At 67.9% G+C, this 13,589-nt stretch carries 13 protein-coding genes; 11 read left to right on the top strand and 2 right to left on the bottom strand.

The features are described 5' to 3' along the window. Window positions 1-19: 19 nt before the first annotated feature. Window positions 20-298: a lipoprotein gene (locus FFS49_RS12255; RefSeq protein ID WP_081421163.1), complete on the bottom strand. Its 279-nt coding sequence runs from the start codon at window positions 296-298 to the stop codon at window positions 20-22. A gap of 36 nt (window positions 299-334) precedes the next feature. Here FFS49_RS12255 and cyaY point away from each other — a divergent pair, with 36 nt between their 5' ends. Further along, window positions 335-664, top strand: coding sequence for an iron donor protein CyaY (gene cyaY / locus FFS49_RS12250; protein WP_039366759.1), 330 nt, complete (start codon window positions 335-337; stop codon window positions 662-664). 90 nt (window positions 665-754) lie between these two features. Here cyaY and FFS49_RS12245 read toward each other — a convergent pair whose 3' ends face one another. Continuing rightward, complete coding sequence (locus FFS49_RS12245) at window positions 755-3,145, bottom strand: penicillin-binding protein 1A (protein ID WP_071335437.1); 2,391 nt, start codon at window positions 3,143-3,145, stop codon at window positions 755-757. A 220-nt stretch (window positions 3,146-3,365) separates the two neighbouring features. On the opposite strand from FFS49_RS12245, the gene FFS49_RS12240 reads away from it, so the two are divergent. From FFS49_RS12240 to ugpE, 10 genes are all read left to right on the top strand, one after another. Further along, complete coding sequence (locus FFS49_RS12240) at window positions 3,366-4,292, top strand: hypothetical protein (protein ID WP_039366753.1); 927 nt, start codon at window positions 3,366-3,368, stop codon at window positions 4,290-4,292. Next, complete coding sequence (locus FFS49_RS12235) at window positions 4,289-4,897, top strand: fimbrial protein (protein ID WP_224756008.1); 609 nt, start codon at window positions 4,289-4,291, stop codon at window positions 4,895-4,897. Before FFS49_RS12240 ends, FFS49_RS12235 begins: the two co-directional genes overlap by 4 nt. Further along, window positions 4,894-5,760, top strand: a complete 867-nt coding sequence (locus FFS49_RS12230; RefSeq protein WP_105816450.1) for a pilus assembly protein — start codon at window positions 4,894-4,896, stop codon at window positions 5,758-5,760. Before FFS49_RS12235 ends, FFS49_RS12230 begins: the two co-directional genes overlap by 4 nt. Beyond that, window positions 5,757-7,388, top strand: coding sequence for a type IV pilus secretin PilQ (pilQ, locus tag FFS49_RS12225; RefSeq protein ID WP_105816451.1), 1,632 nt, complete (start codon window positions 5,757-5,759; stop codon window positions 7,386-7,388). Before FFS49_RS12230 ends, pilQ begins: the two co-directional genes overlap by 4 nt. A gap of 40 nt (window positions 7,389-7,428) precedes the next feature. Continuing rightward, window positions 7,429-7,983, top strand: a complete 555-nt coding sequence (gene aroK / locus FFS49_RS12220; RefSeq protein WP_039366741.1) for a shikimate kinase AroK — start codon at window positions 7,429-7,431, stop codon at window positions 7,981-7,983. Further along, complete coding sequence (aroB, locus tag FFS49_RS12215) at window positions 7,980-9,059, top strand: 3-dehydroquinate synthase (protein WP_039366738.1); 1,080 nt, start codon at window positions 7,980-7,982, stop codon at window positions 9,057-9,059. Before aroK ends, aroB begins: the two co-directional genes overlap by 4 nt. A gap of 65 nt (window positions 9,060-9,124) precedes the next feature. Next, window positions 9,125-10,309, top strand: a complete 1,185-nt coding sequence (locus tag FFS49_RS12210; protein WP_224756009.1) for a deoxyguanosinetriphosphate triphosphohydrolase — start codon at window positions 9,125-9,127, stop codon at window positions 10,307-10,309. 90 nt (window positions 10,310-10,399) lie between these two features. Beyond that, window positions 10,400-11,734, top strand: a complete 1,335-nt coding sequence (ugpB, locus tag FFS49_RS12205; protein ID WP_105816453.1) for a sn-glycerol-3-phosphate ABC transporter substrate-binding protein UgpB — start codon at window positions 10,400-10,402, stop codon at window positions 11,732-11,734. Between the two features lie 103 nt (window positions 11,735-11,837). Continuing rightward, window positions 11,838-12,722, top strand: a complete 885-nt coding sequence (gene ugpA / locus FFS49_RS12200; protein ID WP_105816454.1) for a sn-glycerol-3-phosphate ABC transporter permease UgpA — start codon at window positions 11,838-11,840, stop codon at window positions 12,720-12,722. Further along, window positions 12,719-13,564, top strand: a complete 846-nt coding sequence (ugpE, locus tag FFS49_RS12195; RefSeq protein WP_105816455.1) for a sn-glycerol-3-phosphate ABC transporter permease UgpE — start codon at window positions 12,719-12,721, stop codon at window positions 13,562-13,564. The genes ugpA and ugpE overlap by 4 nt, the downstream gene beginning before the upstream one ends. Window positions 13,565-13,589 lie beyond the last annotated feature (25 nt).

The following is a 13,589-nucleotide window of genomic DNA, read 5'->3' as shown; positions in this document are numbered from 1 at the left end:
CCTTGCAGGCGGCGCGCCGTTACTTCGCGACGGCCGGGCTCGACGCCGGTGCAGGCATGGACGATGCGCTGCTCGACAATTCGGGTGACAGCGTGAGCGGCGTGCCGGACGAATCGGGCACACTGTCGGACGATGCGTTTTCATCGGTCGGCTTCACGTCCGACGGCGGTGTGTCCTGCTGCTGGAGTGGCTTGGGCATCGGAGGCACGGTGGGCAGATAGAGCGCGCCGCTTTGACCGCAGCCGGCAAGAATCGCCAAAGCCGCTACAATCGCGCTCATCCGGAAAACGACTCGCATGATCGTCCCTGAACAATTGAACCGATAGAGTTTAGCATGTCCGATACCGAATACCTGACCCGTGCCGAGGCCGTGCTGGCGGCCGTCGAGCGTACCGTCGACGACGCCAACGACGGCGACCACGACATCGATCTCGAGCGCAACGGCAGCGTCCTGACGCTGACGTTCGAGAACGGCTCGAAGATCATCGTCAACCTGCAGCCGCCGATGAAGGAAGTGTGGATCGCCGCGAAGGCGGGCGGTTTCCACTACCGTTTCATCGATGGCGAATGGCGCGATACGCGCACGGGTACCGAGTTTTTCTCGGCGCTCACCGAATACGCGACGCAGCAGGCCGGCCTGCCGATCACGTTCAGCGCGCCGTAACCGCTCCGGCCGAAGCCGGGGCTGCGCGTCGACGCGCAGCCAAAGAAAAAGCGCCCCGCGGGGGCGCTTTTTTCATGTCCGGGCCGGTGGTCAGTGCGCGAACAGGTTCATGATGTCCTGCTTTTCCTGCTCGTCGACGTGCGGCACGGTGGCGTCGACGTTCTGCGCGGCCGGCGCCTGCGGTACGCCGACCGTCGACACGAAGCCGTGGCCTGGCGCGAACTCGGTGAAGTACAGCTCGCCGCCGAGCGACTCGACGCCGTCAGGCACCGTCGGCTTGAACTCGGGCACGCCCTTCAGCGCGGCGCCCATGTAGTCGATCCAGACCGGCAGCGACAGGCCGCCCCCCGTTTCGCGATCGCCGAGGCTGCGCGGATTGTCGTAGCCGATCCACGCAATCGCGGCGAGCGTGTGCTGGTAGCCGGCGAACCACGCGTCGTGCGAGTCGTTCGTCGTGCCGGTCTTGCCCGCGAGGTCGGTGCGCTTCAGCACGTTGGTCCGTGCGCCCGTGCCGCGCTGCGCGACGCTCTGCAGCAGGCTGTTCATCACGTACGCGTTGCGCGGGTCGATCGCGCGCGGCGCATTCTGCTCGGCGACGAGCGGCTGCGCGCGCACGACGATCGCGCCGTTCGGATCGGTGACTTCGGCGATCAGGTACGGATTGACGCGATAGCCGCCGTTCGCGAAGACCGAGTACGCGCCCGCCATCTGCAGCGGCGTGACCTGGCCCGCGCCGAGTGCCATCGGCAGGTAGGCCGGATGGCGTTCGGCGTCGAAGCCGAAGCGGGTGATGTACTGCTGCGCGTACTTCGTGCCGATGTGGTTCAGGATCCGGATCGACACGAGGTTGCGCGAGCGCTGCAGCGCGGTGCGCATCGACATCGGGCCTTCGAAGCCGCCGCCGTAGTTCTTCGGCTCCCACGGCTGGCCGCCCGTTTCGGCGGCGCTGAAATACAGCGGGCCGTCGTTGATCACGGTTGCCGGCCCGAGGCCCTTGTCGAGCGACGCCGAATAGATGAACGGCTTGAACGACGAACCCGGCTGCCGCCACGCCTGCGTGACGTGGTTGAACTTGTTCTTGTTGTAGTCGAAGCCGCCGACGAGCGAGCGGATCGCGCCGTCCTGCGGGACGATCGACAGGAATGCCCCCTCGACCTGCGGCAACTGCGTGATCGACCACTTGCCGGTGTCGTTCTTCACGACGCGGACGATCGCGCCCGGGCGGATGCGGCGATTCGGCTGCGCATTGGCCGACAGCGCGCCCGACGCGAAGCGCAGGTTGTCGCCCTCGATCGTCGCATTGCTGCCGTCGATGAACGCGACCGTGATCTGGCGCGGGCTGGCGGCCGTGACGACCGCGGCGATCAGTTCGCCGTTGTCGGGGTGTTCGAGCAGCGCATCGTCGATCGCCTGTTCGCGGTCGTCGGCGCCGGCCGGCAGCTCGATGAAGCCTTCCGGCCCCCGGTAGCCGTGCCGGCGTTCGTAATCCATGATGCCTTTGCGCAGTGCGGTGTACGCGACCTGCTGGTCCGCGGAGTCGATCGTCGTGACGACGTTGAAGCCGCGCGTGTAGGTTTCCTCACGGTACTGCGCGTACATCATTTGTCGGACCATTTCCGCGACGTACTCGGCGTGCACGCTGAAATCGCGGCCGGGCCCCTTGACGACGAGCGGCTGTGCGACGGCCTCGTCGTACTGTTCGCGCGAGATGAAGTTCAGTTCGAGCATCCGCTGCAGGATGTATTCCTGGCGCACCTTCGCGCGCTTCGGGTTCACGACCGGGTTGTACGCGGACGGCGCCTTCGGCAGCCCCGCGAGCATCGCGGCTTCGGCCAGCGTGATGTCCTTCAGGTCCTTGCCGAAGTAGACCCGCGCGGCGCTCGCGAAGCCGTACGCGCGCTGGCCGAGATAGATCTGATTCATGTAGACCTCGAGAATCTGATCCTTCGTCAGCGCACGCTCGATCCGGTACGCGAGCAGCATCTCGTAGATCTTGCGCGTGTAGGTCTTCTCGCTCGACAGGAAGAAGTTGCGCGCGACCTGCATCGTGATCGTGCTCGCACCCTGCGACGCATGGCCGTTCGTCAGCGCGACGAAGCCGGCGCGGACGATGCCGGTGAGGTCGACGCCGCCGTGATCGTAGAAGCGCGCGTCCTCGATCGCGAGGATCGCTTTCTTCAGCGAGTCGGGCACGTCCTTGAAATGGACGACGTCGCGGCGCTCTTCGCCGAATTCGCCGATCAGCACGTGATCGGACGTATAGATACGCAGCGGCACCTTCGGCCGATAGTCGGTCAGCGCGTCGAGCGACGGCATGTTCGGCCACGCAACGACGAGCGCGTAGCCGAGCACGAGCCCGCCGGCCACGACGAGCGCTATGCACATCGTGGCGAATCCGAGCAGGACTTTTTGCCACCAGGGCCGCTTCTTCGGCTCCGGGGCGGGAGGCGGGGACGTAGGAGTCGTGGATTGCATAGGCATACCGGAAAACAGTCCCGCGATTATAGCTGCCCGGTAAGACCGGTCCTGACGCGGGGGGCGGCCGCCGCGAAGACGCGGCCTGGCGTGCTTCCAGCATAGCCCGCGCATGCCCGTCGCGAGCGGATGCTGGCCGTTAGGCCGACTGTCGGCCGCACGCGCCGATTTGCAGAATCAGGTCTCGGAAACGCGGCACGGGCCGCGACGTTTTCAGGAGACTGGGATGGCGGGACGATGGCGAGCACGGTTTGGGCAGGGTGGGCACCGGTCGACGGGAATCGACGTCGGTGCGGATGAGGTGAGGGTGGTCGTGCTGAGCCGGCGCGGCCGGGGCGCGGACGTGTGCGTCGAGGGGCTCGAGCGGGAGCCGGTCGGGTTGGCGGGCGGCCCGGAGGATGCGCGCTGGGCGGCGGTCGCGCGTGCGCTGGCCGCCGCCGTGTCGAGGCTGTCGGCGGCCGGCGTGCGGTGCGACGCGCGTGGCGTGATGGCGTTGCACGATGACGAGATGCGGACCGCGACGCTCGATCTGGCCGGGCGCGGCGACATCGAGGATGCCGCGCGGCAGGCGGCCGAACGCATCTCGGGGCTGGCGCCGGACAGTCTCGCGTTCGACTGGCGGCAGGAGGGCGGCGCGGGAGCAGGCGAGATCGAGGTTGCCGTGGCCCCGCTGGCGCTGCTCGAACGGCGGATCGACGTGGCCGCCCAGGCCGGTGTCGACCTGACGGTGGTCGACGGCGAGTCGGCCGCGGCGCTGCGTGCGTTGCGCTATGCCGCGCAATTCGAACCCGACGCGCAGGCGGGCCCCTACGCGGCACTCTGGTTCCATGACTCGGGCGTGCACGGCTGGCGAATCGACGGCCCGTTGGCCGTACCGGTGCTGACGCTGTCCGGCGCCGTGCCGGGGGCATTTTCCGATGCATTGCGCCAGCGCGCGCTCGGGGCGGTGTGCTGCGTACTCGTGTCCGGGGACGAACGGTGTATCGCCCGCTTCGATACGTCTGTCGCCGAGATTGGCGACGTGCTCGGCGCGGTTGCGGTGTCGTTCGACTGCACGGGCTGGAGCGGGCAACCGTGCCCGCCCGCCGGCATGCCGGGCGGCACGGCATGGGCCGTCGCGTTCGGGCTGGCATTGCGCGGGGTATGGGAATGACGGCCTGTCGTGCGGAGCCGGGCGGTTTCAACCTGCTGCCATACCGTGAACGGCTGGCGCAGGCGTTGCGACGTCGCCGGGCCGCGCAGTGCGGTGCGGCGATTCTGTTCGGTGCGCTCGGCGTCGGCCTGTGGGCGGGCGTTGTCACCGGGGCGCGGTGGCGCGTGGATGCCGAGCGCGAGAGTGTGGAGGCGCGGCTGCGGCAGTTGCAGCCGCAGGTGGGGGCCGCGACGCGCGCTGCCAAGGCCGCGGCCGTTGCCGCGCAACGCGACGCGCAGGCGGCCGCGCTTGCCGCGCCTTATCGGCACGTCGCAGGGCTGCTGGCCGCACTGGCGCAGGTGCGCGACGGCACCGTCCGGCTCGACGCGCTGCGCACGACGTCCGCCGGCGCCGTGATCGATGCACGCGCCGCGAGCTACCGGGCGGCTGCGCGATGGCTCGCGGGGATGGCACGCGAGCAACGTGGCTGGCGGATCGACATCGATGTGTTGAAGCCTGCTTCCGATGCTCCGGTCGTTACGGGCGGGATGCCGTTCCGGTTCTCGGTCCGGCTGCGCTGGCTCGACGCGGTGGCGTCCCGGGAAGCGCCGGGAGGTGGCGCATGACCGCGCTCGCGCATCGGTCCGCACTGCGCGGTGACGGATGGCGGGGCGGCATGCGGCGCGTGTCGCCGGCGGCTGCGCACGTCGCGGGCTGCGGCCTCGCATTCGCGGCCGTGCTGGTGGGTGGCATTCATCTGGCGAATGCTGCCGACTGGAGCGGGCTCGCGCATAGCCGCGCGTTGCTCGCAGCGGCGCAGATGCGGGAGGCCGACGCGCGGCGTGTCCTGGCAGCCGCTGCACGGCAACGCGGCGTGCAGCCGGCGGCGGCGCACGGCAATCTCGCGCCGCGTACGCCGGAATGGGCTGCGTTGATGCTGGAACTGGCGGATCGCGCCGCGTCGAGCGGGCTGCGCGACGTATCGATCGAACCGCTGCGCGCCGATGGCGCGGTGCCGGACGGCAGGCGCACGGTGCGTATCGTCGCGGACGGCGGTTTTCACGCGTTGCTGCAGATGGTCGGCGGGCTGGCCCGCTTCTCGGTGCTGGCAGTGCCGTCCGCGCTGCGTGTCGAACGGGAAAAGGAGGCCGCGCGCGTGGAAATGTCCGTCGACGTGTTTCCGGAGTTGCCGGCGCCAGCGTCCAAGGGCGGGGAGGCGCCGGTTCTGGCCGACGTGCGCGGCGCCGATCCGTTCGGCGAGGCAGGTGCGTCCGAAGCGGAGGGGGCGGCTGCCCGCCTGGCCGGCACGATTCGCGACTGGCGTACCGGTCTTGCGCTGTTCGACGACGGTAACGGTGCGTTCACGGCCGTGGTCCCCGGCGACACCCTCGGGGCCGCGCGGGTGGTGCGAGTCGATCCCGTCGCCGTGACGCTCGCGACCGCGGACGGTGCGTACCGGGTCATGCTGGACGACGGGAGGCGGCCATGATCAAGCACGGAAGCCGGGTGCTCGCCGTCTGGGCCGGATTGACCGCGGCCGGTGCAAGCGCGTCATTGCCGCCGCTGCCGGCCGTCTGGCCTGCCGCGTCGTTCGATATGCAGGTGCCGGGCCTGCCGTTGCCACAAGGCGCGGTGGACGGTGCGGATCACACCGTAGCGACGGAGGCCGGCCCGCCGCCGTTCGACCAGGCGGCTCGCGCAGCACATCAGGCGGAGGCCACCAACCCGGCACCCGGGCTGGAGGGGCCGCCGATCCCGTTGGCGCCGCCGGCCCGGATGGGGGGCGCTGCGGCCCGGCAACCGGGCGACGCGGACGACACGCGGCGGATCTCGCTGAATCTGCAGGGAGCAGGGCTCACGGCCGCGTTCGACGCACTCGCGCGGTTCACCGGACTCAATATCGTCGTCGGCGAGCAGGTGCGCGGCACCGTCACGTTACGTCTGAACAATGTGCGTTGGCGCGATGCCTTCGACACGCTGCTCGATACGCACGGGCTCGCGATGTCCCGGCGGGGCAACGTGATATGGGTCACGCCGGCGGCCGAGCTGGCCGCGCGCGAACGCGAGCGTTTCGAAATGCACGCGCGGGCCGCCGATCTGGAGCCGCTGGCGAGCCGGACGTTCGCGCTGCACTACCCGCGTGCGCAGGACGTGCAACGACTGCTGGCCGGCGCGACCGGCCAGCGCCTGCTGTCGAAGCGTGGCGCCGCGGCGGCCGATCCGCGCACGAACCTGTTGTTCGTCACCGATCTCGCGCCGCGTCTCGACCAGATCGCGAGCCTGATCGAGGCGATCGACCGGCCGTCGCGGCAGGTCCGGATCGAGGCTCGCATCGTCGAGGGCGAGCAGGGGTTTTCGCGCAACCTCGGCGCGCGCGTCGCGCTGAGGGCGCAGGGGCGGCCGCCGTCGGGCGAGAGCGCGACGTTTGCGACCGGTGCCCGCAACGCGCTCGACCTGGCTGCGCGGCCGCTCGGCGGCTTCGAAGCGGCAACCGCCGGCTTCACGCTGTTTGCCGCGCCGCTCAGCCGTGTGCTCGACGTCGAACTGAGCGCGCTCGAGGCGCAAGGTCGGGGCCAGATCGTTTCGAGTCCGCGCGTGGTGACCGCCGATCGCGTCAAGGCCATCGTCGAACAGGGCTCGGAGCTGCCGTACCAGGCGAAGGTCGGCAACGGCGTGAGCGGCGTGCAGTTCCGCCGGGCGACGCTCAAGCTCGAGGTCGAGCCGCAGATCACGCCCGACGGGCGCGTGGTGCTCGACCTGGACGTGACGAAGGACAGCATCGGCGAGCCGACGGCAGCCGGTCCGGCGATCCATACGAAACACGTCCAGACGCGCGTCGAGGTCGAGAACGGCGGGACGGTCGCGATCGGCGGGATCTATGAACAACTGAACCGGAACGATGTGACGCGCGTGCCGCTCTTGGGCAAAATACCGTTTCTGGGCGCGCTTTTCCGGCACCGCGCGCAACGCGATCAGCGTAACGAACTGGTCGTCTTCATCACGCCGACCGTCGTCGATGCGCGCTGCAATGCGCGCGGCGCGGGCGGCGCGGATGCCGAGAAAACGGGGCCGGAAGCCGCCGGCGCAGGCTCGACAAGGCAGCCGCTTTGCCAGTAAGCTGCGCCACACACCAGCAAGATTGAAGCAGAGGAAGCCGTTGCAAGCGCGGGACCCACATGCAAACGTATTTTTCGTCGGCCTTATGGGAGCGGGTAAGACCACCGTGGGCCGTGCGGTCGCGCGTCGTCTCGACAGGACGTTCTTCGACTCCGACCACGAAATCGAGGCCCGCACGGGCGCGCGCATTCCGGTGATCTTCGAGATGGAGGGCGAGGCCGGGTTTCGCGATCGCGAAACGCAGGTGATCGCCGATCTCACGCAGCGCGAGAACATCGTGCTCGCGACGGGCGGCGGTGCGGTGCTGCGCCCGGAAAACCGCGATTGCCTGAAAAGCCATGGCATCGTCGTCTACCTGCGCGCCAATCCGCACGATCTGTGGCTGCGCACGCGCAAGGACAAGAACCGCCCGCTGCTGCAGACCGAAGATCCGAAGGGGCGCCTCGAAGCGCTGTACGAGGTACGCGACCCGCTGTACCGCGAATGCGCGGATTTCGTCATCGAGACCGGCCGTCCGTCGGTCAACGGTCTCGTCAACATGGTGCTGATGCAACTCGAACTGGCCGGCGTCATCGCCAAACCGCTACAAGCATGATTACTGTCAACGTCGACCTGGGCGACCGCGCCTACCCGATTCACATTGGCGCCGGCCTGATCGGCCGCGCCGAGCTGTTCGCCCCGCACATCAAGGGTTCGTCCGTCACGATCGTCACGAACACGACGGTCGATCCGCTTTACGGCGATGCCCTGCGCGCGGCGCTTGCGCCGCTCGGCAAGCGCGTGTCGACGGTCGTGCTGCCGGACGGCGAGGCGTACAAGAACTGGGAAACGCTGAACCTGATCTTCGACGGCCTGCTGACCGACCGCGCGGACCGCAAGACGACGCTCGTCGCGCTCGGCGGCGGCGTGATCGGCGACATGACGGGCTTTGCGGCCGCGTGCTACATGCGCGGTGTGCCGTTCATCCAGGTGCCGACGACGCTGCTGTCGCAGGTCGACTCGTCGGTCGGCGGCAAGACGGGCATCAACCACCCGCTCGGCAAGAACATGATCGGCGCGTTCTACCAGCCGCAGGCCGTGATCGCGGACATCGGCGCGCTGACGACACTGCCCGACCGTGAACTGGCGGCCGGCGTCGCCGAAGTCATCAAGACCGGCGCGATCGCCGATGCCGAGTTCTTCGACTGGATCGAGGCGAACGTCGACGCGCTGAACCGTCGCGATCCGGCTGCGCTCGCGCATGCGGTGAAGCGCTCGTGCGAGATCAAGGCGAGCGTGGTGGCAGCCGACGAACGCGAAGGCGGCCTGCGCGCGATCCTGAACTTCGGCCATACGTTCGGTCATGCGATCGAGGCCGGGCTCGGCTACGGCGAGTGGCTGCACGGCGAGGCGGTCGGCTGCGGGATGGTGATGGCGGGCGACCTGTCGGTGCGGCTCGGCCTGCTCGACGAAGCTTCGCGGCAGCGCCTCGATGCGGTGATCGCGGCCGCGCATCTGCCGACCCGCGGGCCCGCGCTCGGCGACGCGCGTTACATGGACCTGATGCGCGTCGACAAGAAGGCCGAGGCCGGTGCGATCAAGTTCATCCTGCTGAAGCGATTCGGCGATACGCTGATCACGCAGGCGCCGGACGAAGCCGTGTCCGCTACACTGGCGCAGACCACCCGCTAACGGCGGCCCGGATGCCCCGGCGCCCCTGACATGGAGGAGACGTGAGCGAGACATCCAGCAGCACACTGCCCGAAGCCGGTCGCGCATCCGTTGCGCCGGTTGCCGAGCCGCCGACGCTGGCGGCGCTGGAAGCCCATCTCGCTCCGTATGCCGCACACGCGTCGCAGTCGCGCGGCCGTCGCCATCCGGAAGCACCGCCGGCGGCGCGCACCGAATTCCAGCGCGACCGCGACCGCATCGTCCATTCGACCGCGTTCCGCCGGCTCGAATACAAGACGCAAGTCTTCGTCAATCACGAAGGCGACCTGTTCCGCACACGCCTCACGCACAGTCTCGAAGTCGCGCAGATCGCGCGCTCGGTCGCGCGCAACCTGCGCCTGAACGAGGATCTCGTCGAAGCGATCTCGCTCGCGCACGACCTCGGCCATACGCCGTTCGGCCATGCCGGGCAGGACGCACTGAATGCCTGCATGCGCGACCACGGCGGCTTCGAGCACAACCTGCAGAGCCTGGCGGTCGTCGACGAGCTCGAGGAGCACTACGGCGCGTTCAACGGACTGAACCTGTGCTTCGAGACGCGCGAAGGCATTCTGAAGCACTGCTCGCGCGAGAATGCGCGCAAGCTCGGCGCACTCGGCGAGCGCTTCCTGCAGGGCCGCCAGCCGTCGCTCGAAGCGCAGCTCGCCAACATCGCGGACGAGATCGCGTACAACAACCACGACGTCGACGACGGCCTGCGTTCCGGCCTGATCACGATCGGGCAACTCGCGGAAGTCGAGCTGTGGCAGCGCCACTACGAGGCGGCGCTCGCCGAATTCCCGAATCTCGAAGGCCGCCGCCTCGTGCATGAGACGGTGCGCCGCATCATCAACACGCTGATCGTCGACCTGATCGACGAAACCACGCGCAATCTCGCGCGCGTCGCGCCCGCGTCGCTCGACGACGTGCGCGCCGCGCCGCCGCTCGTGTCGCACAGCGAATCTGTCGCCGCACAGGCGGCCGCCCTCAAGCGTTTCCTCTTCAAGAACCTCTATCGCCACTACAAGGTGATGCGCATGGCGAGCAAGGCGCAGCGCGTCGTCACCGGTCTGTTCGATGCGTTCATCGACGATCCGCGCCTGCTGCCGCCGCCTTACCAGTCCGACGACGCCGCGCAGCAGCCGCGCCTCGTTGCGCACTACATCGCCGGCATGACCGACCGCTTCGCGCTGAAGGAATATCAGCGCCTGTTCGTCATCAGCGACAACTGACTGTCACAAACGATCACTAGACTTCGCCGGTTCAATGGCGACGGAAATGTTGCACACGCTGTTGGTAACGTTTTCATAGGAGAGAGGTCGATGAAGAAGAAGCCTGCGGGGACACTGGTTCGTTCGATCGCGCTCGGCGGCGCGCTGATGTTCGGGGCACAGCACGTGGCGCTCGCCGCGACGGAAATCCAGTTCTGGCATGCGATGGAAGCCGCGCTCGGCGAGCGGGTCAATGCGATCGCCGACCAGTTCAACGCGTCGCAGAGCGACTACAAGATCGTGCCGGTATTCAAGGGCACCTACGACCAGGCGCTCGCGGCCGGCATCGCCGCCTATCGCAGCGGCAACGCGCCGGCGATCCTCCAGGTCTATGAAGTCGGCACGGCCACGATGATGCAGGCGAAGAAGGCCGTCGTGCCGGTCTACGACGTGTTCAAGCAGGCCGGCGTGCCGCTCGACGAGAAAGGGTTCGTGCCGACCATCGCGAGCTACTACAGCGACGCGAAGACGGGCCATCTCGTCTCGATGCCGTTCAACAGCTCGACGCCGGTGCTGTACTACAACAAGGACGCGTTCAAGAAGGCCGGCCTCGACCCGAACCAGCCGCCGAAGACGTGGGCCGACGTGCAGGCCGATGCCGAGAAGCTGCGCAAGTCGGGGATGGCATGCGGGTTCACGACCGGCTGGCAGGGCTGGATCCAGCTCGAGAACTACAGCGCGTGGCACGGGCTGCCGTTCGCGAGCCGCAACAACGGCTTCGACGGCGCCGACGCCGTTCTGGAGTTCAACAAGCCGCAGCAGATCGCACACGTCTCGTTCCTGCAGCAGATGGCGAAGGACGGCACGTTCACGTACGCGGGCCGCAAGGATGAAGCGTCGGCGAAGTTCTACAGCGGCGACTGCGGGATCCTGACGACGTCGTCGGGCGCGCTCGCGAACGTGCAGAAGTTCGCGAAGTTCAGCTACGGCACGGGCATGATGCCGTACGACGCGAACGTGAAGGGTGCGCCGCAGAACGCGATCATCGGCGGCGCGAGCCTGTGGGTGCTGGCGGGCAAGGATCCGGCGACCTACAAGGGCGTCGCGAAATTCCTCGCGTTCGTGGCCTCCCCGGCGGTTGCCGCGAAATGGCACCAGGACACGGGCTACCTCCCCGTGACGACCGCCGCGTACGACCTCACGCGCCAGCAGGGCTTCTACGCGAAGAACCCGAGCGCCGAAACCGCGATCAAGCAGATGCTGAACAAGCCGCCGCTGCCGTACACGAAGGGGCTGCGTCTCGGCAACATGCCGCAGATCCGCACGGTGGTCGACGAGGAGTTCGAACAGGTCTGGGCGCAGAAGAAGTCGCCGAAGGACGCGCTCGATTCGGCCGCGTCGCGCGGCGACGAACTGCTGCGCCGCTTCGAGAAGTCGGGCGGCTGAGCCCGCATCGCACCGTGCCGCCGGCCGCGTCGCATCCTGCCCGGATGCACGCGCCGGCCGGCGGCACGGCCACCTTTCCGTTGCGCCTGACCGGATATCCGCGATGCAATCCCGTTCCCGTTTCGGTACGAGCCTGTTGCCGTACCTGCTGATCGCGCCGCAGCTCGCGATCACCGCCGTGTTCTTCCTGTGGCCGGCCGGCGTCGCGCTGTGGCAGTCGACGCAGATGCAGGACGCGTTCGGCACGTCGAGCGAATTCGTCGGCCTCGCGAACTTCACGCACCTGTTCGCCGATCCGCTGTATCTCGATTCGTTCCGCACGACGCTGGTGTTCAGTTCACTCGTTACGGTGAGCGGACTGGTCGTGTCGCTGATTCTCGCCGCGTGCGCCGATCGCGTGATTCGCGGCGCGCGCGTGTACCGCACGCTGCTGATCTGGCCGTATGCGGTCGCGCCGACGATCGCCGCCGTGTTGTGGGCATTCCTGTTCAACCCGAGCATCGGCTTGATCACCTATGCGCTCGCGAAGAGCGGCATCGTGTGGAACCACGCGCTGAACGGCGGCCAGGCGATGATCCTGGTCGTGCTCGCGTCGGTGTGGAAACAGGTGAGCTACAACTTCCTGTTCTTCTACGCGGGCCTGCAGGCGATCCCGCGCTCGCTGATCGAGGCGGCCGCGATCGACGGCGCCGGGCCGGTGCGGCGCTTCTTCAACATCGTGCTGCCGCTGCTGTCGCCCACCAGCTTCTTCCTGCTGGTCGTGAACCTCGTCTACGCATTCTTCGACACGTTCCCGGTGATCGACGCAGCCACCGGCGGCGGCCCGGCGCAGAGCACGAAGACGCTGATCTACAAGATCTTCGCGGAGGGCTTCCAGGGGCTCGACATCGGCAGCTCGGGTGCGCAGTCGGTCGTGCTGATGATCATCGTCGTCGGACTCACGGTGATCCAGTTCCGCTTCGTCGAACGCAGGGTGCAATACGCATGATCGAAAATCGCAAGGGCTTCGACCTGTTCTGCCACGCGGTGCTGATCGCGGGTGTGGTGCTGATCGTGTTTCCCGTCTACGTCGCGTTCTGCGCGGCGACGATGAATGCGCAGGAAGTGTTCACGGTGCCGCTGTCGCTCGCGCCGAGCACGCACCTGTTCGAGAACGTCGCGTACATCTGGGGGCACGGCAGCGGCGGCACGACGGCGCCGTTCGGCCGCCTGCTGGTGAACAGCTTCGCGATGGCGCTCGGCATCGCGGTGGGCAAGATCGCGGTGTCGATCCTGTCCGCGTACGCGATCGTCTATTTCCGCTTCCCGTTCCGCAACACGGCGTTCTGGCTGATCTTCGTCACGCTGATGTTGCCGGTGGAAGTGCGGATCTTCCCGACCGTGCAGGTCGTGTCGACGCTGCATCTGACGAACACCTACGCGGGGCTCACGCTGCCGCTGATCGCATCGGCGACCGCGACGTTCCTGTTCCGCCAGTTCTTCATGACGCTGCCCGACGAGTTGATGGATGCCGCGCGCATCGACGGCGCGGGGCCGCTGCGGTTCTTCTGGGACGTCGTGCTGCCGCTGTCGAAGACGAGCATCGCGGCGCTGTTCGTGATCACGTTCATCTACGGCTGGAACCAGTATCTGTGGCCGATCCTGATCACGACCGAGGCTTCGCTGTCGACGGCGGTGGTGGGCATCAAGACGATGATCGCGAGCGGCGACGCCGCGACCGAATGGCAATACGTGATGGCGGCGACGCTGCTGGGAATGATCCCGCCGCTCGTCGTCGTGCTGGCGATGCAGCGCTGGTTCGTGCGCGGCCTCGTCGATTCCGAGAAATGAATGACGGACGGCAACCGGGAGAAAG

Origin of the sequence: Burkholderia sp. 4NA327C6 (assembly GCF_005502655.1) — a bacterium.
Lineage (GTDB): Bacteria > Pseudomonadota > Gammaproteobacteria > Burkholderiales > Burkholderiaceae > Burkholderia > Burkholderia contaminans.
This window is presented reverse-complemented; position numbering and strand designations above follow the sequence as displayed.

What these genes read in the sequence shown, in the direction of transcription:
- aroB (WP_039366738.1), top strand. Translation starts at nt 7,980, where the DNA reads ATGATTACTGTCAACGTCGACCTGGGCGACCGCGCCTACCCGATTCAC.
- FFS49_RS12255 (WP_081421163.1), bottom strand. Translation starts at nt 298, where the DNA reads ATGCGAGTCGTTTTCCGGATGAGCGCGATTGTAGCGGCTTTGGCGATT.
- ugpB (WP_105816453.1), top strand. Translation starts at nt 10,400, where the DNA reads ATGAAGAAGAAGCCTGCGGGGACACTGGTTCGTTCGATCGCGCTCGGC.
- cyaY (WP_039366759.1), top strand. Translation starts at nt 335, where the DNA reads ATGTCCGATACCGAATACCTGACCCGTGCCGAGGCCGTGCTGGCGGCC.
- ugpE (WP_105816455.1), top strand. Translation starts at nt 12,719, where the DNA reads ATGATCGAAAATCGCAAGGGCTTCGACCTGTTCTGCCACGCGGTGCTG.
- ugpA (WP_105816454.1), top strand. Translation starts at nt 11,838, where the DNA reads ATGCAATCCCGTTCCCGTTTCGGTACGAGCCTGTTGCCGTACCTGCTG.
- FFS49_RS12240 (WP_039366753.1), top strand. Translation starts at nt 3,366, where the DNA reads ATGGCGGGACGATGGCGAGCACGGTTTGGGCAGGGTGGGCACCGGTCG.
- FFS49_RS12230 (WP_105816450.1), top strand. Translation starts at nt 4,894, where the DNA reads ATGACCGCGCTCGCGCATCGGTCCGCACTGCGCGGTGACGGATGGCGG.
- FFS49_RS12245 (WP_071335437.1), bottom strand. Translation starts at nt 3,145, where the DNA reads ATGCCTATGCAATCCACGACTCCTACGTCCCCGCCTCCCGCCCCGGAG.
- pilQ (WP_105816451.1), top strand. Translation starts at nt 5,757, where the DNA reads ATGATCAAGCACGGAAGCCGGGTGCTCGCCGTCTGGGCCGGATTGACC.
- FFS49_RS12235 (WP_224756008.1), top strand. Translation starts at nt 4,289, where the DNA reads ATGACGGCCTGTCGTGCGGAGCCGGGCGGTTTCAACCTGCTGCCATAC.